Annotated in this window: 20 protein-coding genes and 1 pseudogene; 6 read left to right on the plus strand and 15 right to left on the minus strand. The window is 35.1% G+C overall.

The window, feature by feature from the left end; all coding sequences use genetic code 11:
• Positions 1-542: 542 nt before the first annotated feature.
• From LG296_RS10300 to LG296_RS10350, 11 genes are all read right to left on the minus strand, one after another.
• A complete protein-coding gene (locus LG296_RS10300; RefSeq protein ID WP_107933367.1) occupies positions 543-1,538 on the minus strand; it encodes a hypothetical protein in 996 nt (331 codons plus the stop codon).
• 78 nt (positions 1,539-1,616) lie between these two features.
• Positions 1,617-2,450, minus strand: coding sequence for an MBL fold metallo-hydrolase (locus LG296_RS10305; protein WP_107933365.1), 834 nt, complete (start codon positions 2,448-2,450; stop codon positions 1,617-1,619).
• 201 nt (positions 2,451-2,651) lie between these two features.
• The gene (locus LG296_RS10310) at positions 2,652-4,361 is read right to left on the minus strand and encodes a methyl-accepting chemotaxis protein (RefSeq protein ID WP_107933363.1); all 1,710 of its coding nucleotides are present in this window, start codon (positions 4,359-4,361) and stop codon (positions 2,652-2,654) included.
• A 446-nt stretch (positions 4,362-4,807) separates the two neighbouring features.
• Positions 4,808-5,089, minus strand: coding sequence for a hypothetical protein (locus LG296_RS10315; protein WP_107933361.1), 282 nt, complete (start codon positions 5,087-5,089; stop codon positions 4,808-4,810).
• Between the two features lie 385 nt (positions 5,090-5,474).
• A complete protein-coding gene (locus LG296_RS10320; protein ID WP_107933359.1) occupies positions 5,475-5,678 on the minus strand; it encodes a hypothetical protein in 204 nt (67 codons plus the stop codon).
• 109 nt (positions 5,679-5,787) lie between these two features.
• The gene (locus tag LG296_RS10325; RefSeq protein ID WP_107933357.1) at positions 5,788-7,734 is read right to left on the minus strand and encodes a translation factor GTPase family protein; all 1,947 of its coding nucleotides are present in this window, start codon (positions 7,732-7,734) and stop codon (positions 5,788-5,790) included.
• A gap of 214 nt (positions 7,735-7,948) precedes the next feature.
• The gene (locus tag LG296_RS10330) at positions 7,949-9,454 is read right to left on the minus strand and encodes an acetyl-CoA hydrolase/transferase family protein (RefSeq protein WP_107933355.1); all 1,506 of its coding nucleotides are present in this window, start codon (positions 9,452-9,454) and stop codon (positions 7,949-7,951) included.
• A 152-nt stretch (positions 9,455-9,606) separates the two neighbouring features.
• Complete coding sequence (locus LG296_RS10335) at positions 9,607-10,263, minus strand: ribonuclease H family protein (RefSeq protein ID WP_107933353.1); 657 nt, start codon at positions 10,261-10,263, stop codon at positions 9,607-9,609.
• 150 nt (positions 10,264-10,413) lie between these two features.
• Positions 10,414-10,614, minus strand: coding sequence for a spore coat protein (locus LG296_RS10340; protein ID WP_107933351.1), 201 nt, complete (start codon positions 10,612-10,614; stop codon positions 10,414-10,416).
• 249 nt (positions 10,615-10,863) lie between these two features.
• Positions 10,864-11,289, minus strand: a complete 426-nt coding sequence (locus tag LG296_RS10345) for a spore coat protein (protein WP_107933349.1) — start codon at positions 11,287-11,289, stop codon at positions 10,864-10,866.
• A gap of 26 nt (positions 11,290-11,315) precedes the next feature.
• Positions 11,316-11,783, minus strand: coding sequence for a spore coat protein (locus tag LG296_RS10350; protein WP_235867589.1), 468 nt, complete (start codon positions 11,781-11,783; stop codon positions 11,316-11,318).
• Positions 11,784-12,248: 465 nt separating this feature from the next.
• Here LG296_RS10350 and LG296_RS10355 point away from each other — a divergent pair, with 465 nt between their 5' ends.
• From LG296_RS10355 to LG296_RS10380, 6 genes and pseudogenes are all read left to right on the plus strand, one after another.
• The gene (locus LG296_RS10355) at positions 12,249-12,533 is read left to right on the plus strand and encodes a DUF3219 family protein (protein ID WP_107933347.1); all 285 of its coding nucleotides are present in this window, start codon (positions 12,249-12,251) and stop codon (positions 12,531-12,533) included.
• Positions 12,534-12,550: 17 nt separating this feature from the next.
• Positions 12,551-12,742: pseudogene (locus LG296_RS10360) on the plus strand (LLM class flavin-dependent oxidoreductase); the annotation flags it as partial.
• A 116-nt stretch (positions 12,743-12,858) separates the two neighbouring features.
• Positions 12,859-14,136: an IS110 family transposase gene (locus LG296_RS10365; RefSeq protein ID WP_107937930.1), complete on the plus strand. Its 1,278-nt coding sequence runs from the start codon at positions 12,859-12,861 to the stop codon at positions 14,134-14,136.
• Positions 14,137-14,504: 368 nt separating this feature from the next.
• On the plus strand, positions 14,505-15,323 hold the full coding sequence (locus LG296_RS10370) for an MsnO8 family LLM class oxidoreductase (RefSeq protein ID WP_404427984.1): 819 nt from the start codon (positions 14,505-14,507) through the stop codon (positions 15,321-15,323).
• Positions 15,324-15,358: 35 nt separating this feature from the next.
• Entirely contained in the window at positions 15,359-15,970 is a 612-nt protein-coding gene (locus LG296_RS10375) for a methyltransferase (protein ID WP_107933343.1), read from the plus strand.
• A gap of 235 nt (positions 15,971-16,205) precedes the next feature.
• Positions 16,206-17,210 carry a hypothetical protein gene (locus tag LG296_RS10380; RefSeq protein ID WP_107933341.1) on the plus strand — a complete coding sequence of 335 codons (1,005 nt, stop codon included), beginning with the start codon at positions 16,206-16,208 and terminating at the stop codon, positions 17,208-17,210.
• A gap of 198 nt (positions 17,211-17,408) precedes the next feature.
• Here the strand turns inward: LG296_RS10380 and LG296_RS10385 are convergent, their stop codons facing one another.
• From LG296_RS10385 to LG296_RS10400, 4 genes are all read right to left on the minus strand, one after another.
• Positions 17,409-17,714: a helix-turn-helix transcriptional regulator gene (locus LG296_RS10385; RefSeq protein WP_107933339.1), complete on the minus strand. Its 306-nt coding sequence runs from the start codon at positions 17,712-17,714 to the stop codon at positions 17,409-17,411.
• Positions 17,715-17,752: 38 nt separating this feature from the next.
• A complete protein-coding gene (gene arsC / locus LG296_RS10390; protein WP_107933337.1) occupies positions 17,753-18,175 on the minus strand; it encodes an arsenate reductase (thioredoxin) in 423 nt (140 codons plus the stop codon).
• A gap of 14 nt (positions 18,176-18,189) precedes the next feature.
• A complete protein-coding gene (locus tag LG296_RS10395; RefSeq protein WP_107933335.1) occupies positions 18,190-19,485 on the minus strand; it encodes an arsenic transporter in 1,296 nt (431 codons plus the stop codon).
• A 174-nt stretch (positions 19,486-19,659) separates the two neighbouring features.
• Positions 19,660-21,159: a malate:quinone oxidoreductase gene (locus LG296_RS10400; RefSeq protein WP_107933333.1), complete on the minus strand. Its 1,500-nt coding sequence runs from the start codon at positions 21,157-21,159 to the stop codon at positions 19,660-19,662.
• Positions 21,160-21,395 lie beyond the last annotated feature (236 nt).

Raw genomic sequence — 21,395 nt, forward strand, 5'->3', positions numbered from 1 at the left:
ATTTCGCCACAAATTATGGTAGTTATCTAAGCTTTGGTTTTATTTACTATTGTTAAACCTTCATAGTATATAGACTTAAGGTAATTATACCTAGCTCTAAGCAAATAAAAAGCACAAAGCGTCCTTATGACAAGGACGTCTTTGTGCAAAATAGACGTGGTACCACCTTAGTTTGATAATTGCAAAGCTTTTAGTCTTAGCTAGCGACATTTCACGCAACTACCCTCTAGCGTTTGTAACGAAAACGACTCGGCAAGTTTGGCTTGCACCTCCGTGATAGGTTTCAACAAGAAGCGGTGATATAGCTCTCAGCAATTACTATATTTTCTGTCTCACATTTCTTATCTACTTGGTCACATCATAGATTATTCCATATTGTTTATACTGTATCAAATTAAAGGAAATAATTCAATCTATGTGAAATATTTTCTTTTAATGGTGGTTCATATGAATAAGGAGGATTTATGAGCGTTTACGCGATTTATATATGCTCAAATAAAAACCACGACTGCTTAAGATAGCATTCGTGGTTTCAATTATGTTTAGTTTTTGATTTTTTGAAAATAGGCAGCGGAGCTTTGAAAAACCTTTTCTACTCTTTCTTCTAAGGAATTAGTACGTTCAAACAGAACCGCTCGTAGATGATCAACCTGTCGTAGCATTTTCTCCAATAGACCTTCATGATTATCGACACGGTTTAATACATCTTTTTGAGTCTCTTCGATATTTGACATTTGAGCTACGATTTGCTGATTAAACTCATTTTGATCTACCAAGTGAAGTTCGATTTTTTCATTTGCAGCTACAACCTGTTCTATTCGGAAAATTAAAGCTTCATTTAGCGCAGTAAAATCTGCTATCATTTTCACAACTTCTTTATGTTCATCACCAACACCATTGAGTTGTTGAACCATTTCCTTTTGAGATTGACTTATTTTATTTACTTCCTCGAGCAAGTCATTTTGGATACGTTGATCAATTTGGCTTACTTGCTGAAGCACTTCATTTTCAATTCGTTGATCAATCTGTGCTACCTGCTGAAGTACCTCATTTTCAATTCGTTGATCAATCTGATTTACCTGCTGAAGCACCTCATTTTCAATTCGTTGATCAATCTGTGCTACCTGCTGAAGTACTTCATTTTTAATATTTTGATCAATTTGGTTTACTTGCTGAAGTAACTCATTATGAATGCGTTGGTCGTAATTAATGGTTTGCTGCATGATGCTGTTTTGGTCTTCTAATTTTTCTAACCAATCAATTACTTGATGATCCATTGCTTCTTGATACTCTTGATGCTCCTTAATCTCATTCACTCGTTTATCTAATTTCTTATATTGGATAGACTGATGTTGATTCCAATCATTTTGTGAAAGCTGCATATGAACAAAACTATGTTGTAATTTTCGATTTTCAACTATTTGTTGCTCGAGTAACTCTGACAAATAGTCGCGCCGGAATTCAACCTGATTTGGTTCTGGAATTGGTTGGGTATTTCTAAACACTCCTGGGTGCTCTTTGTTGATGTAAATTCCCACTTAATGGACACCCCCCTTTTTACACCTCTATAGTTTATGCGGCATTCGCCTGGGAGGGTACAAAAGAAAGAAATCCATCTATCCTTTATGTGTTTGTTTTGCTTTTAGTTGAAGCTCTTGTTTAATTAATGCAACATTATCGTTATGACTTTTTATCTGATCTTCCTTATATTTATAGCCGTGAATTAAAAACTCATGGTCTAGATTGTTACTAATAGTATTTCGAAGCTCTTGGATATAGCGGTATGAAAGTACTTTTCTAAAGATGATTTCTTCCATTATATCAGTAGCCGTTCCATGACCAGGAACTAGCAGTTTGATATTATGCGAGCTTAGTATCTTATCCGTTTTTCCAATCGTTTGTTCATATTTCTCACTATTATCATAAATAAATGGAAATTCTACGTCCGATAAATAATCTCCTGCAATCCAGACTCCTAACGGTTCTACCACTACGAAAATTCCGTCATTTGTATGACCTTCCGCTTTATAAAAAGTAAGCTTCGTATTTTTAATTACGAGCTCTTGGCCATCCTCCAATACTGGGATATCTACAGAAGGAAATTGTAAAGGATAACTGCGATCTAAATAATATTGGTCATCAAATTGAAAAATTTGATTTACAATTTCATTTTTATCTTCTCTCTTATTAAACTCTTCACTAGCAATTACGATTGCATCGTCAAAAGCTCCGTAACCAACAATATGATCCCAGTCAGAATGAGTAAAAATTAAATAAATTTGCTTATCTTCCTTGAATTTATCTACATGCTGCCGAATTTCAACCACTTCATCTGGAAGTAAATTTGGATCGACTACTAGTATGCAATCTTCTGTTCGAATAACAAGGGATGTGGTTTTATATAGTACGCTTTGAAAAACTGTTACATTATTAGTTTGATATTTTATCAAATAGCTTCACCCCTAATACTTCTAATTATCTTCTAGAATTTCCATTTGAAAAACTAGCTTTACATTATATTTTTTTTGTAAAAAGACTTAGTATTTTTTCATATTAAAAGAAGTGTACGCATCATTTACATGACGGTACACTTTTATTTATGCTTGATTCTATTATTCTACTACTAATTTTGGAAAACTTCTTAATTTTTTCTATTTCACTTTAAAAGTTTTTACAAAGCGCTCTAGTTCTTCGGCCATATGTGTTGATTCATTAGAACGATTCGATATTTCTTGAATGCTAGCAGATGTTTCTTCAGAAGCTGCTGCAATATTATTCATCGTATTTTCAATCTCATGAATTGAATGAGCTAACTCTTGAATTCTTGTAACAATATCATCTGACTTAGCAGTTTCAGTTGATAATAATCGAGATATTGTAGTAATCTCTTCAACTGTTTCAGAAACGGCCGTATAAATATTGTGTAAGGCATTTGTTGTTAATTGAACAGTCTGGCTACCTTTTTCAATATATTTTTCGTTTTCCTGAGAAGAAACTAATACATTGCCAATACGTACCATAATATCTTTTACTAGCTTCTCGACTTCATTTACTTCTGTATTAGATTGTTCTGCTAGTTTACGAACTTCCTCGGCAACTACCGCAAATCCCTTCCCGTGCTCACCAGCTCTTGCTGCCTCAATTGAAGCATTTAAAGCAAGTAAGTTCGTTTGTGATGCGATTCCAGAAATCGTTGTTGTAATATGTTGAATTTTTTCCGCCGATTCAACAAGCTGCTGAATTGTACTACTAACATCTTGAGAACCGTTGCGGATTTTTTCCATATCTAGACGAATTTCCTTCGCGCGGTCTTCACCTTGTGCTGCAATTTTCATTGTTTTGTTTGAGTTTTCTACTGTACTATCAGCTTTACTCTTCATGCTTTGTAGGTCTTCAGCTAGTCTAGTTAAGGAATGGGAAGCATTATCCGCATGATGCATACCATCCGTCATTGCACTCGACACTTCATCAATATTGGACGTTACTACCTGCATTGAATCATTAATTTCAGTTAATGAGCTTGCAGTTTCATTGGCATTTCCAGTGATTTGATGAGAAGTGGAGCTCATCGTAGCAATCATTTCTTGTAGCTTAGAAGTCATTGCATTGAGTGTATTCGCTAAATCACCAATCTCATCCTTACTTTTAACCGTTGTCGGTTCAACAGTTAAGTTGCCATCTGTAATTTCTTTTGCCTGAGCGATTAATAGAGAAATTGGTCTTGTTTTACGGCGAATTAAAAATGCGGTTACAACTGTTGCAAGAAGCATTGGAATTAGACTTAAGAGAATTCCTCCACTCACAACTCCCCATGTACGTTCTGTTACAATTTCCGCATTAAAATCAATCGCACTAATGGCGATAATTTCCTTTGAAGGATCATGATCTTCATAGATTGGTGCATAACCAGTAAGTCGTTCAATACCCGCAAATTTATAGGGGTCAGAATATGTAGGATGCCCCATTTCTAAAAGCATTTCAACAGCTTTCTTGTCATATTCGAAGGAATCGCCAGGTTTAAACCCTTGTTCTCTTAAATTATCATCTAGTGCTATTAAATTTCCATTTAAATCAATAATATATTGATTTTCAAAAATTTCTTTATGAGCTGTTGTCCAATTAAGTTGTTCACTAATGTTAGTCTCTGCAGCAGCATCGCCAGAAATTGCTTTTACTAGCTCCGCTGGATTAATAAGACCCGTCGTGATATTTGCACAGCCATATGCTTCCACACCTGCTGCATCGTATAGTTTATCGTAAGCAGTTTTGTATGTAGCAACTGATGTAATAAAAATCATTACAACGAGAATGCCTGCAATAATGATGCCAAGCTGGAATGTTAACGAATTTTTGAATTTCATTTTTTCACACCTTCTATTTCTTCAATAATAAAATCTATCTTACTACTAAAAGATGTATCTTAAAAGCATGTTTTAAAATTTAATCTAACTCTTTTAAGAACCTTAGTATTCACATCATTAAATTGACTAATTAATCAAAAAAACATCATTCTTTTCTACCTATTACATGTGAATCGGTAAATTTAATTAACATATAATCTGAATTTTATAGATAAATAAACCTAAACTTCTACCTTTGTATTATCGAACACCTATAGAGAAAATTAATAGGTAATTTAAAATTATTATTTCGAAATAAGAACCAACCTTGAACACTCCAAATCTTTTCTAATAAGAAATTAAACGCACGAGAAATTTTATATAGAAAACACCAAGAGGAGGTAGATTAAAAAGCATATTAAAAGCCCCCACTTTGGAAAGTAGGAGCTTTTACATTTATACGAGTATTAATTTGATTGTTCTTTTGGTGGTTCTACGATTCCTAAGCACCAAGTGAAGTTATCCCAAGCAGAATACCAGCCGTTAAACAGTTCAGAAGAGTCATCCCAACGAACTTCGAATTTCTTTTTCCCTTCAGAGTCGATTAAATAAAGGGCAAGAGTCGGGTCTACTTTAGATACAGCTAATTTCATGCCTTCTTGTTGTTGTTCTTCAGTGAATTCAACATCTGATACTGAACGAACCTGTGCTTGTTCAAATACTGGTTTGTTAATAATTTTATAGTTCATCATAAGCCTCCAATAAAACTTTCTCTTCCTGATGAGTCCTTATTTCAAAGAAAATAACAGGACCATGAAAGTATATCTTATATTCAATTAGCAATTAAAACAACCCAAACAATGTGGTTATGCCATTCAATTATTTTAACATAAATAGTGACTTACTTACATTCCACTTTTTATTTTTTATCTAAAATAATTAAATTATAATGTTTTTTGTGTATTGAAATAAATTGCTAATTAAAATAAAACTATAGAAAAGCTCGAAAGTCATTCCTAATTAATTCCATTTTAACATAGTTTTGATATTTAACAAATTAGTCGATATTGAAATTATATCAATTAAATACTAAAAAGCAGCGTTAATTGTGATTTAACACTGCTCTTAGAAATTTTAAGTTAGTGGTTCATTTTTCATTCTTTGTATTTGATGCTTTCTACGTTCATTCTTTTCCTGTAGGTTCTCTAGCTCTTCTTCACCAGCAAATTCCATGCTAATTTCTGCTTCGCGCATATTGTCTTTTGTATTGTTAATCATTTCTTCTTTACTAACAAATTTTTTAGGTCTTCCTGGGACAGATTGTGGGTTTTGTTTCATAGAAATAACCTCCTAATTTTAAATTACAAAATTAGTTTGTTTTTCTTTGTTCCATTTATACTTCATTTAAATAATACTGTAGCTTTTGGATAAAATAATCAACGTATCATCATTTAATACAGTGCATAGCTTCTTTAGCTTCATACCATGGAACAGAATAACCCTTCCCTTTCGCGCAAAAAATACTTGAGGAGGAATATTCGGGATCTGCGTTTTTTTCATAGCCAATTTTTTCGATGACTTCATCCTGGTTATGACATATTTCAAATCCGTTAAACTGAAGTGATAATACGCCTTTCCCATTCGTATATGCTGCAAAAGTTGTACTGTAATTCATAAAAGTCGATACAGGTGCTTTACCAATGATAGTAACTTGTTCTTCAGTCATAGTAGGTGTTTCAAACGTGCCGCTTGCTTGTTGAATATCAGTCAGTATGCGCCCCATAAATTCTGTGGAAGCTTTTATTTTATAACGGTAATAAGGTTCTAATACTACATTCTCTGCTTGTTCAAGTCCTTGGCGCAGTGCACGGAAAGTTGCTTCTCTAAAGTCGCCACCTTCTGTATGCTTGTTATGTGCTCTGCCAGTTAATAAGGTAATGGAAATATCCGTGATTGGATACCCTGTAAGTAAACCATGGTGATCTTGTTCAAATAAATGCTTTTCAATTAATCGTTGATGCCCGAAAGACAAATTATCTGCATGGCATTCATTTTTAAATTGAATTCCCGATCCTCTTGGAGCTGGCTCCATTTTCAAATGCACTTCTGCATAATGCTTCAACGGCTCAAAGTGACCATAACCAACACAGCTACTTTGAATTGTTTCCATATATAAAATTTTGGGCTCTTCAAAACGGACATCAATTCCAAAACGCTCTTTCGTCACTTCAAGAAGTACCTCTAATTGAATAATCCCCATTACATGTACGTTAATTTCTTGGAACTTCTCATTCCATACGACCTTTAAAGTAGGTTCTTCTGCCTCTAATATACGGAAATAGCGAAGAATCTCTTTGATATGCTCTGAGCAATTGTATACAACCTTAGCTTGAAGTGTTGGCACAAGCTCAAACTCCCCTTGAGGAGAATTTTCACAGCCGATTATGTCTCCAATTTGAGGGTTCGTAAATCCCTTAACCGCAAAGAGTTCACCGGCTTCTACTTCTTGTACCGATTCATAACGCGTTCCGTTATACAATCTAATTTCAGTCACTTTTTCTGTTTCCTCACCAAATGTAAACTCTTCACGTACCTTTAATGTCCCCTGCAAAGCTTTAATGAAAGTAATTCGTTGATTTTTTTCATCATGTCTAATTTTAAATACTTGTCCTTTGAACGTTTTGCTATTGTCAAAATTAGTTGTAGTTAGAATTGACAGCTGTTCAAAAAATTCCATTATTCCTATATCTTTAAGAGCAGAACCTGTCATACACACAAAGGCTTGTTCTTTTTTTAGCATTGAAAGGAATGCTGAGAAATATGCAGAGACATCTAGCGCTCCCTCCATATATTGCTCTAATAAATCTTCATCTCTTTCTGCTATCCATTCAATAATAGATTCAGGCATATTCTCTAGTGTGATTTTCTCTTGAAGTAAAACGGCATCCTCTGATAATTCCTTTTGAATTGACGCCATGACACCATCAATGTCTGCACCTTCACGGTCAATTTTATTAATAAAGATAAAGGTAGGGACATGATATTGTCTCAAAAGATTCCATACTGTTTCAGTGTGCCCTTCTATTCCATCTACAGCACTAATGATTAATATAGCGTAATCCATGACACTAATCGCTCTCTCCATTTCTGGTGAAAAATCGACATGTCCAGGTGTATCGATCAAGGTATATGTATCGCCTTTGTAGTGAATCCTTCCCTGTTCAGCGAAAATCGTAATGCCACGCTGGCGTTCAATGGAATGATTATCTAAATATGCATCCTTATGATCCACTCGGCCTCTTTCTTTAATGCTTTCTGTATGATATAGCAGCTGCTCTGAAAAAGTTGTTTTTCCAGCATCCACATGAGCAAGTACACCAATAGTTTTATACATGTAATCCCACTTTCTAGCTGTTGTTCGATATCATGATTGTAGCAAATAATTGATGGTAGATTAAATAAATAGAATTTTATCTAGAATACTTACCTAGGGATTGAGTTATTTATACATATATTAATGAAGGAGATGCATTTAATTGAAATTTAGATATAAAAAACCCCCTCTATTAAATTTTTATTAATAAAAAGGGGTTTATGATTTATAATTCTTATAGCTTCATCGTTCCTGTTTTCGCTGCATTTACGTGCCAAGAAAGCGCTTTTTCTAGGTTGTGTGGTGTTTGGGCATTACCTGTTAAAGCTACTGCTTCGTTATAATAATCCCAAAGCTGTTGTTTAAAATCTGGATGGACACAGTTTTCAATAATTAAAGGAACGCGTTCTTTAGGTGCCAAGCCGCGTAAATCCGCAACACCCTGTTCTGTTACTATAACATGCACATCATGCTCAGTATGATCGTGATGGGCAACCATCGGTACGATTGAAGACAGCTTCCCGCCCTTTGCATAGGACTTCGTAACAAAAATACTTAATCTAGAATTACGGGTAAAGTCACCAGATCCACCAATACCATTCATCATTTTAGTTCCACCAACATGAGTTGAGTTTACGTTTCCATAAATATCAGCTTCTAAAGCAGCATTTATTGCGATTAATCCTAAACGACGGATGACTTCTGGATGATTTGAAATTTCCTGTGGCCGAAGGATAATCTTATCAGAATAATTTTTAATATTACCATAGACTTTTTTCTGCAGTTCCTCGGATATCGTTATAGAGGTACATGATGCAAAGGAAACCTTACCTGCATCTATTAAGTTAAATACTGCATCCTGCAACACTTCAGAGAAAATTACTAAATCTTCAAATTCAGAATCTTTAAATCCTTCTAATACAGCGTTAGCAACAGAACCAACCCCTGATTGCAATGGCGCTAATTTGTTTGTAAGACGACCGGCTTTGATTTCACTTCTTAGGAAATCTAGCAGATGGTTTGCCATCTCTTGCGTTTCATCGTCTGGCTCTACAATTAGGGATGGTGCATCCTGCTCATTAGAAATTACAATGGCTTTTATTTTGTCCGAATCAAACTTAATGCCAATATCCCCAATTCGGTCTGTAGGGCTTAAAATTGGAATTGGTTTTCTATCACCTTGCATTTGTGGAACATATATATCATGTACCCCAACCAATGAATCCGAATGAGCTAAATTTAACTCCACAATAATATTTTTCGCATGCTCTACAAAAATTGGCGAGTTTCCAACTGATGTGGTTGGCACCAGGTAGCCTTCACTTGTAATTGCAGTAGCTTCAATAATGGCAAAATCAATTGGACCAATAATCCCTTGACGTACTAGCTCTGCATTATGTGAAAGATGAGCATCTACATATAATACTTCACCAGTATTAACTAAATTTCGAATGACAGAATCTCCTTGGTAAGGGCCACGTTTTCGAATGCCTCCTGCCTGTGCTAGAATTTGGTCCACTTCTGGACCTAGAGAAGCACCAGTATAGACATCAATTTTTAACTTTTCATTTTTTGCACGTTCTGCTAAAGCTAAAGGAACTACCTTTGCATCCCCTGCTCGTGTAAAGCCGCTCATCCCAACAATTGCACCATTTTGAATAAAGGCAGCAGCTTCTTCTGCTGACATAACCTTACTAACTAAGTTACTTATTCCAATTCTTTTAACAACTGCTTCTTCCATTTCATCTCCCCCTATTCTCATAAAATAAAAATATAATAGATTCTCTCACCCATTTTATTTATGCTAATAGAAGTAAAATTAGACCTAAAGGAGGAGAAAAATAGGAAAACGTCTGAAGTTTACATAATAATATTATCTTATAATCACGGTGGTTATTGGAGCTCTATTTGTCCTGTAATACCCACTCCTTGTAAGCTTTGAGTAGCTAGTCTATCTGCTTCAGAGTTTAATTTTCTTGGCACTAGCTCAAATTCTGGAGTAATACCGAGCTCATTTAGCTTTTCATCAATTCGATCTGCCCAGCTTGATAAATCTTTCTCGTATGCTGGCCACTCGCCGTTCATCTGATTAATTACAACTTGTGAATCTCCCAAAAATTGAACAGTTTGATGATGTACATCTAACAAATCCAACTCGACAATAGCTAAATGGAGTGCAGCGTATTCTGCTTCATTATTAGAATTTAACCCCGAAGCCGGTGCATTGCGCCTTAACCTATACGATTTTCCATTTTGTTCATAATATATAGCAATCCCTAATCCGGCATTTTTCGTTTGAATATCATAGCCACCATCAAAATATACTCGAACATTATGTGGTTCTGTATCAATTTCTTTAATGTATTTTTTGAGTTCTTTCGCCAACCATGTACTATCATTTTGGTCTATAAACTGTAACTTTTTTGCTCTTCCCGTTTTCTCTAAATCTTCCCCAATACTTAATGCATGGGCAGGCGGCATTTCATCGGAGCGGAATACTGTTTCAATACCATTCTTTGTTTTATATGTCCATTCAATTGTAATTTTCATGGAAACCCTCCTAAAATATCCTACTTACTGATATTATGACCCATACTTAGATAATTTCAACCTGTAGGTATTTATAATAGAAGGAAAACTATTCTATTTGATGAACTCCTAAAAAAAAAACGCCTCATTCTCGAGGCGTTTTAGTAGTCCTTATTCCTTTTTATCTGGTGATTGATTTACAAATGAGTCTACTTGCGTTTTTAATTCCTCTACTAAGTCTTTAATTGCTTTTTTTTGTTCGTCATTTAAGTTAGACTTGGCACTATCAATATTAACGTTGTTTTTTCGTAATACTTCACTTACAAGTAAGTCAACAACCTTATTCGGGATAGCCTTTGGATTTTCACTCATATGATCACTCCTTTTCGAATTTCCCGTTTTTTATCAGTATATGCAAACCAGATAGAAACGGATGGATTTTTGTATTCTTATACACAAAAAACTAATAATTTACCACCTAATAAATAATTCGAAATGAATGATGACATTAAACAAATTGTTCTGTAAAAGAATATTCCACGCAACATATGGGTTTCATTAACGTTGCGTGGAATACTTTTTTTAAAATGTTTCAAAGAACTACAATATTATATTCAATTCCTATAACACATCTAATCTAGCTACAATAGCAACTAGGATTTGAAGTAGTGCTTGAATATTTACAGCTATGTCAGTATCAGTTGTTTTTACCTTGACGTGTTTGCTGCCTTCAATAATTGTTTTTTGCCTATTACTCTGTTTAGTTTTCATAAACTGTTTTAAGTCTTGAGCCACGTTATTCCCTTGATCGTTATCACCAATAGTTATACTGATAACTGCGACGATCGCTGCTTGAATACCTAGTTGTAGATTTAAAGCAACTTGCGTATCTGTAGTTGTTACTTCAACACCTTCAGAATCCCTAACAATAATCCATTCGTTGGATTCTTGCTTTGTTATTTGTTTTTGTGTATTCTCTTGATCAACATCTGCATCATTTTTGTGGTCGTCACAATGGTCTAAAGCTCTCCACTTAGTTTCTGCCATTATATTCCCCTCCTTTTTATATGAAATTAAAGTACATCAATTCTCACTACTAATGTAAGTAGTACATCTAATAAAGCCTGAATGTTCAGTGATAAATCAGTATCTGTTGTGTGAATATCAACATCTTTACTGTTTTCAATATAAATTCTTTGTTTGTTTGATTGCTCGTCATCAAATTTTTGGAAGATTTCTTGAGCTACTGCACGGCCTTGTTCTGAATCTCCAAGAGAAATGCTAATTACTAAGGCAATAGCAAGCTGTAATCCTACTTGAAGAGAAACAGCACCCTGAGTATCAGTAGTGCTTACATTAACATTGCAAGAATCTTTAATCCAAATTAATTCATCTGATTCTTGTTCCATTAAAAAGATTTGATCATACCCTTGGTCAACTAAAGCATCCTCACTATTGTTATCTCTCATATACCTTACCTGTCTATTGTCCATAGCCATTACTGATTCCATTACCATCACAGATTCAGTTTCCATAGCCATCACACTTTCCTCCTCCATTGATCCACAAGGAGTATAGCAGTGCTTACAATTCATTTTTCTCTTTGAATTTTTTTGATTACACTTTGTACAATTCCAACGTCCCATTTATGTCTCCTCCTTTCCTGGTAGATTCAAGCTGTAACCTATTATCAACTTGACATTAATAGAATATGGATATTTAAATAGTTGGTATAGTTGAATATCATCATTATTAAAATTTTCTATAAAGTTTTTAATAGCCTATTTTTTGAATAGCAAAGGATAGTAAGGTAAATCACTAGGCTATTAGAGTAATTTAACCGGGATATGGCAAATGCTATAGATTTGATATTGAATGTTTACAATAAGGACATTTATCTCTAATTTTTATGACAGAAGTCTAGTTTCTAACAATCCCTTTAATTTGCTCTACCATTTCATACAGTGATATGATTCTCTATATTATTTTCTAAAGGAGGCATTTTTTTGGTTAATAAAATTACATTAAATGATACGGTTATCGGAATAGAGAAATATGAAGAAGTAACTATATCTGGTTTACATAAAATAATTATCGATTTTAAAGTGACAAGTGAGGATTATCATGACATCTCAACCCTTTTATATGAAGGAATCTTTAATATTAGTGTTCCTGAAAAGGGCTTATCATTTAAAGGAGCAATTCAAGAATACTCAACTTCTATTACAAATCTTTATGAAAACGGGCAGGTTGGAGATTATCATGTGTCTTTACTAGAAGTGAAGGAATAAGAAAGAGGTGCACTCACATGAAGCTAAGTATATTAGATCAGTCCCCAATCTCTTCTAACCAAACTGCAGGTGATGCATTAACTGAATCACTCAAGCTTGCCGAAGCTTGCGACAAATTTGGCTATACAAGATACTGGATTGCCGAGCATCACGATTTACCAGGATTGGCATGCTCAGCCCCTGAAGTAATGCTAGGCTTAATAGGAGCATTCCTGTTAGAAGGATTTTCGGGGACTTGAACAACAAAGAGCCCTCTTGGTATGATACGGGGTGTCAAAATCTGCAGAAATTGACCCCTAATTTAGTAACCAAGGAGGACTCCATAATGGATTTTATACAAAATCAAAAAATTAATCAAGTCACCGAAAAAACACTTGTAATCGGTATCGATATTGCAAAACGTACACATTACGCATGCTTTGTAGATGACCGAGGACGAGTGCTCCAAAAATCTTTCTCAGTTTCACAATCCAGAGATGGCTTTGAATTTTTCTACAAACGGATTTTGGTAGCTATGACAGAATCCGAGAAAACGGAAGTCATTGTTGGAATCGAACCTACGGGCCATTATTGGCTCAATTTAGCCTATTTTCTTCAAGAACGAGGGATTCCACTTGTCATGACTAATCCTATGCATGTCAAGCGTTCAAAGGAGCTAGATGATAATCTACCTACCAAACACGACCGTAAGGATGCCCTTGTAATCGCTAGACTCGTTAAGGATGGACGTTTCAGCTACCCACGTATTTTGAAGGCCATGGAAGCTGAACTCCGAGTAGGATCCACGTTTCGAGAAAAGTTAGTTGAGGAATTCGGTGCTGTTAAGAACATGATGATTCGTTGGCTAGACCGCTATTTTCCTGAATTTACACAAGTATTTCCGAAGTTCGGAAAAATGGCACTGGCTGCACTTGATTGCACCCCATTCCCAAGCGACCTACATCAGAAACAGGTTGATGAGCTACTTGTATTATTCAAAAAAGTAGAGGGGATGAAATCTCCTCAGAAACCGAAAGCAAAGCGTCTAATCGAAGTCGCAGCTACCTCTATCGGCGTAACAGAAGGATGTGAGATGGCCCGTTATGAAATTGCCACACTCGTCCGCCGTTACAATCAGTTAGAACAAGAAATAGAAAGCATCACAGAGCAGTTAGTTGACCTTGTTAAAACAACAGTGGAATACGAATGGCTCACAACGGTCCCAGGACTAGGCGATACTACAATTGTCGACCTTTTAGCTGAAATCGGAAGCTTCTCACACTACGATGATCCACGCCAAATTATTAAGCTTGCGGGATTAACGTTACGTGAAAACTCATCCGGTATGCACAAAGGTCAAAAACGTATATCTAAACGTGGTAGAAGAAAACTACGCGCCCTCCTTTTCCGAGTGATGATGCCAATGATTCGCCACAATGAAGCCTTTAGAAAGCTACATGAGTACTACACTAACCGTCAGGTTAATCCGTTACGTAAGAAGCAATCCATCGTGGTTCTATGCGGAAAGTTACTAAAAGTTTTACACGGAATTAGCACCAAGCACAAAGCGTTTGACGCACAGCGAATGATGAAGGATATTCCTAGTCTCGCAGAGGCTATGTAAGTTCTACATCCCCTTGATAGACCTAGACAACAGGATGACACGGAGAAGCTGGCATTATTTTTTCCATTCGACCTCGAGTCCCTATAGGAGCTTCGCTAGCCTCTGCCTTATGACTAGACCGAACGAAGGAATGTAGGCACACAGATGCCCAGAGACATGGGAGGGTACGTCATCATAAGCTACGCAGAGATCCATTGTGCATCACATAATTCCTAGCACTACTTACTAACATTTACCAGTAGTGACCGCGTAGCGTACCCATGTATTGGAATAGATTCACATAATATGAAAATATTATAGTAAACTTTGTCGAAAAATATTTTTTTGATGCACTACCAATGGCTTAAACCGTTGGTACATCAACATTTATAGAGGGAGGAAAAACGAAAAATATTCGTATAGGTTGTGGTGCTGTTTTACTCCCCCATTACAAACCCTATAAGATTGCTGAAACTTATAATATGTTAGCTACCCTTTTTCCAGATCGAGTTGATATAGGAATTGGACGTTCACCAGGTGGCTCTGCTGAAGCAACAAATGCTTTGTCGGATAACTTTTTGCAGCAGGTATTTAAGATGGCAGACCTAGTTGATGAATTACTGCATTTTCTCAAGAACGACTTTCCTGAAGATCATCAATTCTCTAAAATTAAAGCTTCTCCTGTCCCACAAAAAACACCTATCCCTTGGATGCTGGGGACTAGTGCAAAAAGTGCTCAACTCGCTGCTAAAAATGGCTTACCCTATGCCTTTGGACAATTTATGAGTGATGTAGATGCTAATTTGATAATTGAAGAGTATTGTAAAACCTTTAAGTCCAATCAATTTGGAGAGGCTCCTAAAGTTTTACTAACAGTCCCTGTAATATGTGCAGCTACTGGTGAAAGAGCTGAGGAAATCGCCTGGAGCTCAATTATTTGGCAAATACTTCAGAACCGAGGAAAAGGTCAAAGAGTTCCTTCCATTGAAGAAGCAAAGGCAATCGAATTAACCGATAAAGAAAAAGACCATTTTAACACTGTAAAGCAAAAAATGATTATTGGTAACCCACAAGAGGTTAAAAATAATTTAGCTGAATTACAAGCTAAATATAATGTTGAGGAATTTATGATTCTTACAATCACTCACTCCCCAAATGAACGTATGGAATCCTATAAACTTTTAGCAGAAGAAATTTTAGGTTATTAGTTAATAATAGAGGCACTGATTGGAGATATACAGCTGTGAAGGAAGACTATTATGAAAAATTATTAAATATAAATACTAAAGGAACTAAAGGAGAGGTCAATCATTCACTCCACTACCATCCTTATGAGCCTACTCCTTATGCTGCTTTAGATGAGCTATTTAAGCACTATGAGGTTCAGTCAAGTGATTATATTGTTGATTTTGGCTGTGGCAAAGGACGGTTGAACATTTATCTAAATTACAAATTCAAAGTTCCTATAGTAGGAATTGAAATGAACAAAGCCTTTCTTGATGAAGCTATAAAAAATCGAGATAGCTACTTAAAAATAACAAATAGGAATCCAGAAACAATTCAATTCCACAATTGCTTAGCAGAAGATTATAAAATCCAAAATGCCGATAATCGATTTTATTTCTTTAATCCCTTCTCTGTACAAATTTTTATGAAGGTCTTAAACAATATTTTATTATCGGTTGAGATCAATAAACGAGAAATTGATTTAATCTTTTATTATGCTTCTGATGATTACAGATATTATTTAGAGCAGCATACCTCATTTGAATTGATAAAAGAAGTGCCGCTTCCAAAGCTTTATGGCAAAAACACTTACGAAAGATTTTTAATCTATCGTTTATCTCTAGCGTAAAAAATAAAAAACCGTTTTCCTATGTTAAGTGTAGCCAAACACCTAACGGAAAACGGTTTTTTATTTTGAATCACTTGTATTCTATAAATAATTATATAGTATTTTAAAATGAACGTATAGTTTAAAATGCTGATTTATCGTTGGCAATTATTAGCTTTATGAAAAGCTATGAAAATATTAAAGGTATATGTTATGGTATATTCTCTAGAGATTTTAATTTAGAAGGTGAATAAGAGTGTTAGAAGTAAGTGAAAGTAAGTTAACGCAGTACATCCTACATTATGTAAGTGATACATTAATTTTGGGTGAAGAAGCCTTTCCCCAGCCAGAAGTCTTGCTGGAAGCAGCCTTTACACAACTAGCATTTAACAAAATCGACTTAGACCAGCAATACGAATTTTTCCATGAAACAGATGTCAATTTAAACGAAATCTATACTTACGCAAAAAAGATATTTAATGATAATACTAGCTTCCTAGAACAATCTAATAATATCGCAAAGCATTTACATAGTGCATCCCAGCATCCAAATATTAAAAACGGTGAATTGTTTATCGGCTTGTTCAACAATTGCATTTGGAACAACGAAACAAAAAACGCCCTATCGATTGTTAAAATCGATGAAAAGGAAATCTTTTTAGACGTTAAAAACGATGAAAATAAAATGGTTGTTAATGGTATTGATGGGATTAACGTAAAGAAAATTAATAATGTAGCTGTCATAGTTGACATGGGCCCTGACGAGAAGCCAGCTGTATTTATTAAAACAAAAAGAAAAGAAGATGTTGTCTACTGGCAAGAACGCTTCTTAAAGATTAAAGTAGCAGATGAGGATTATCATAAAACTAATTTAGCTTTGACAGAGTGCAAGAAGTATATTTTAAAGGAAGAAAGCTTTACAAACACTGAAAAACTAGGCCTATTAAATAAAACTCTCGATTATTTTAGAAACGAAGAAGAATTCCACGTCGACAATTATATAGATTCGGTTTTCAAAAAGGCTGACTCAACACAAAAGGATATCATCGTCAATTCGGTAAAGCCATATGAAACGGTAATCTCTGAATTTGCTATTGAAAAGGCTGAAAAAACTTATAAACGTAAAATCAAGCTAGATTCCAATATCGAAATCCAAGTAAATGTCCAAAACATCGAACAGGTTGATGAGTTAATCGAAATTGGCTACGACGAGGCGACGAATCGTAAATATTATAAGATATATTTTGAGGAAGAAGCTTAAAAATGTGTTAGCAGGTATAGATTTTTTGAAGTAGCTAGATTATTGAAGAAAGTGGCTGGAATTCGACAAAAAGTGGCTAGTTTAAGCAATTAAATCCCAAAATAACACATAAAAGCAATTAACTCTCCCCTACAATTAAAAAAGCCGATTTTGTATCAACTCTTGTCGATACAAAATCGGCTATAATTATATATTTACCTAACACGAAGAACTTGGTCTACAATTACATAGTTCGCGTTCTTCTAATTGATCTAATACAGTTTTGATAATTGGAGATGGATTTTCAACAATTCTATAATGCTTCCAGGTTCCAAGCTTGCGTGCAGTAATAATGCCGGCTTCCTCTAATTTCTTTAGGTGCTGACTGACTGCTGGCTGAGAAATTCCTAACACATCTACAAAATCGCATACACAAACCTCTCCAGATTTTAAGCAGCTTAGAAGAGTTAAACGATTGGTATCTGATACTGCCTTAAGTTGTTTTTCCAGTAATTGAAGGTCCATACGTTCACCCCGTTTTATATTCTTTAACTACATATAAATCATTTTCCTGTTTTTGAAAAACGTTCGATTCTCTCGCCTATTTCATCACGAACTCGCTCAAAGAAAGCCCATTTTTCTTCTTCTGAGCCTTGTGCTTTTGCAGGGTCGTCAAATCCCCAATGCTCACGTTTTACATGAGGTGGTGTAACCGGACATTTATCGTTGGCATCCCCACATAAGGTAACTACTAAATCTGCGTTATTTAATGTTGCTAGGTCAATAATATCTGAAGTCTGTGAAGAAATATCTACTTCTATTTCTCTCATTGCTTTCACTGCATTTGGATTTACTCCATGTGCCTCAATTCCAGCACTTTTCACTTCCCACTCGTCAGCTGGTAGTAACTTTTTTGCCCAGCCTTCTGCCATTTGGCTTCTGCAAGAGTTCCCTGTACATAAGAAATATAGTGTTTTTTTCGACATGATAAAAGCTCCTTTTAGAATAGAATTAGCGTTATATACAGACCAACTAATGTGATAAATAGAATTGGTATTGTAAGAATGATTCCCGTTTTAAAATAAGTACCCCATGAAATTTTAACACCCTTTTGTGAAAGAACATGTAACCACACAAGTGTAGCTAAAGAACCTATCGGTGTAATTTTTGGTCCTAAGTCAGAGCCGATAACATTGGCGTAAATTAGAGCTTCTCTTACAATTCCAGTTGTGTTCGTTTCAGCAATTGCTAGTGCGTCAATCATAACAGTTGGCATATTATTCATGACAGAGGAAAGAATTGCAGCTATAAAGCCCATTGCAAGCGTTGCTACAAACAATCCTTGTTCAGCAAAATATTCTATAACTCCTGCTAAGGAATGTGTTAACCAAGCATTGCCAAGACCATACACAACTACATACATTCCTATTGAGAAAAATACAACATTCCATGGTGCACCCTTTACAACTTCTGCTGTATTTACAGCTTTGCTTTTTCTAGCCATCAATAAGAAGAATATTGCAATGATTCCCGCTACAAAGGAAACTGGGATTCCCATAAACTCGCTCGAAAAGTAACCTATTAATAACAATGCCATGACATACCAAGATAGCTGAAACATTTTTAAATCCTTAATAGCTTCTTTAGGCTGTCTTAATTTAGAAAGCTCATAATTTTTTGGAATACTTTTTCTGAAGTAAATTAAAAGCACTGTAATAGTTGCTACGAGTGAAAAGAGATTTGGTAGAAGCATTCTTGCTGCATATTCTAAAAATCCAATATTAAAGAAATCTGCAGATACGATGTTTACTAAATTACTAACTACAAACGGTAAAGATGTAGTATCTGCGATAAACCCACTTGCCATAATAAATGGGAAAATCATTTTTTCCTGGAAGTTCAAATTACGAACCATCGCCAATACTATTGGTGTTAAGATTAATGCCGCTCCATCATTTGCAAATAATGCAGCCACAATTGCCCCTAAAATACTGACATATACAAACATTTTAATGCCATTGCCCTTTGCAGCTCTAACCATATGTAATGCCGCCCATTCAAATAACCCGATTTCATCTAAAATCAATGAAATAAGGATAATGGCTACGAATGTGATTGTAGCGTTCCATGTGATTCCTACTACTTCCCCCACATCACCAAAATCTACAACACCTGCGACCAGTGCAACAATTGCTCCTGCACACGCAGTCCAACCAATATTAAGTCCTCTGGGTTGCCAAATAACGAAAATAAGTGTAACTAAAAAAATAAGTGTTGCTAAAACAGCTGTAAACAATGCAGAATTCCTCCTAAACCGTAAATATATCAAGTTATAAACAATATATAATTAACCTCTTATATAATAATTTACTTATATATTAAAATCAATTCAATTGTTTTGTTTAGACCTAAAAAAAACCATCAATCTGCAATATTATTCACAGATTGATGGTTCTATATCTATCGAAAATTAGTTGTGAACTACTTCTTTTTCATTTAGTCCAAGAACTTCTGAAGTTGAAGTAGAGATTTCATCAAATAATTTTTCGTTATCTGATAAATTTAGACCGTATGACGGAATCATTTCTTTAATTTTTGGCTCCCATTCTTTGATGCGATCTGGGAAGCATTTGTTCATAACGTCTAACATTACTTTTACAGCTGTAGATGCACCTGGAGATGCTCCAAGTAATGCAGCTACTGAACCATCAGCAGCAGTTACTACTTCAGTACCAAATTGAAGTGTTCCTTTTCCAGCATCTGTATCTTTAATAACCTGAACACGTTGTCCAGCTACGATAATTTCCCAATCTTCTAGTTTAGCGTTTGGAACAAATTCTTGTAGCTCTTCTAAGCGTTGTTCGTTTGATAACATTACTTGTTGAATTAAGTACTTAGTCAATGACATTTCCTTAACACCAGCAGATAACATTGTTAACAGATTATTAGGTTTAACTGAAGCAACTAAATCCATATTAGAACCAGTTTTTAGGAATTTAGGTGAGAAACCTGCAAATGGTCCAAATAATAATGATTTCTTACCATCGATAAAGCGTGTATCTAAGTGAGGTACAGACATCGGTGGTGCACCAACTTTAGCTTTTCCATAAACCTTACCATGATGTTGTTCTACGATTTCTTGATTATTACATACCATGAATAAACCACTTACAGGGAAACCACCGATATGTTTTGATTCAGGAATACCAGTTGCTTGTAATAATGGAAGACTTGCGCCACCAGCACCGATAAAGACAAATTTTGCTTTATGGTACTCCATTTTACAGCCATCTAAGTCATGCACTTTTACTTCCCACATGCCATCGTTTGAACGTTTAATATCAGCAACTGAATGCTTGTAGTTAACTTCAACGTTTTGTTTCACTAAGTGTTCGAAAAGCATACGTGTTAAAGCACCAAAGTTTACATCAGTACCACTGTCGATTTTAGTAGCCGCAAGAGGTTCGTTTCCTTCACGTCCATCCATTACTAGTGGCATCCACTCTTTTAGTTTTGCTGCGTCCTCAGTGTATTCCATACCTTTAAATAATGGACTAGCTGAAAGCGCTTCAAAACGTTTTCTTAAGAAGTTTACATCATCTTCTCCCATAACTAAGCTCATATGTGGGATTGCTTTAATGAAATCTTCTGGATTACTGATTAAGTTACTCTTTACAAGGTATGACCAGAATTGTCTTGAAAGCTGGAACTGTTCATTTACATCAATTGCTTTTATTATTTCAACTGTACCATCTGGTTTTTGTGGTGTGTAGTTTAGCTCACAAAGTGCAGCGTGCCCTGTACCAGCATTATTCCATTCGTTAGAACTTTCCTCACCTGGTTTGTCAAGTGATTCAAAAACCTTAATTTCCCAATCAGGTGCTAATTCTTTAAGCATTGTCCCTAAAGTCGCACTCATTACGCCAGCACCAATTAAGATAACGTCTGTTTTTTCATATCTAGTACTCATAATTACCTTCCTTATCTCCCCTATATTTGCAAAGATGTAGGTGATTCTTTCTAGGCGTAAACCTAAGAACCCACCTTCTCTGTATTAATTATAACCGTATAACATTATAATACATTTTTTCTTAGATTAAAATATCTACTATTATATAATAAATTTTTAGTTTATAAAAGGTGAAATAAATAGCATTCTATCCACAAAGGCTAGTAAATCACGGAATCTTTAATTTAAAGACTTTA

It is taken from the genome of Ureibacillus chungkukjangi, assembly GCF_044795995.1.
In the GTDB taxonomy this organism is placed as follows: Bacteria; Bacillota; Bacilli; order Bacillales_A; family Planococcaceae; genus Ureibacillus; species Ureibacillus chungkukjangi.

Coding starts and splice junctions, on each gene's coding strand:
- LG296_RS10310 (WP_107933363.1), bottom strand. CDS start 4,361: ATGAAATTCAAAAATTCGTTAACATTCCAGCTTGGCATCATTATTGCA.
- LG296_RS10365 (WP_107937930.1), top strand. CDS start 12,859: ATGGATTTTATACAAAATCAAAAAATTAATCAAGTCACCGAAAAAACA.
- LG296_RS10325 (WP_107933357.1), bottom strand. CDS start 7,734: ATGTATAAAACTATTGGTGTACTTGCTCATGTGGATGCTGGAAAAACA.
- LG296_RS10385 (WP_107933339.1), bottom strand. CDS start 17,714: ATGGACCTTCAATTACTGGAAAAACAACTTAAGGCAGTATCAGATACC.
- LG296_RS10335 (WP_107933353.1), bottom strand. CDS start 10,263: ATGAAAATTACAATTGAATGGACATATAAAACAAAGAATGGTATTGAA.
- arsC (WP_107933337.1), bottom strand. CDS start 18,175: ATGTCGAAAAAAACACTATATTTCTTATGTACAGGGAACTCTTGCAGA.
- LG296_RS10320 (WP_107933359.1), bottom strand. CDS start 5,678: ATGAAACAAAACCCACAATCTGTCCCAGGAAGACCTAAAAAATTTGTT.
- LG296_RS10340 (WP_107933351.1), bottom strand. CDS start 10,614: ATGAGTGAAAATCCAAAGGCTATCCCGAATAAGGTTGTTGACTTACTT.
- LG296_RS10350 (WP_235867589.1), bottom strand. CDS start 11,783: ATGGCTATGGAAACTGAATCTGTGATGGTAATGGAATCAGTAATGGCT.
- LG296_RS10345 (WP_107933349.1), bottom strand. CDS start 11,289: ATGGCAGAAACTAAGTGGAGAGCTTTAGACCATTGTGACGACCACAAA.
- LG296_RS10400 (WP_107933333.1), bottom strand. CDS start 21,159: ATGAGTACTAGATATGAAAAAACAGACGTTATCTTAATTGGTGCTGGC.
- LG296_RS10315 (WP_107933361.1), bottom strand. CDS start 5,089: ATGAACTATAAAATTATTAACAAACCAGTATTTGAACAAGCACAGGTT.
- LG296_RS10330 (WP_107933355.1), bottom strand. CDS start 9,454: ATGGAAGAAGCAGTTGTTAAAAGAATTGGAATAAGTAACTTAGTTAGT.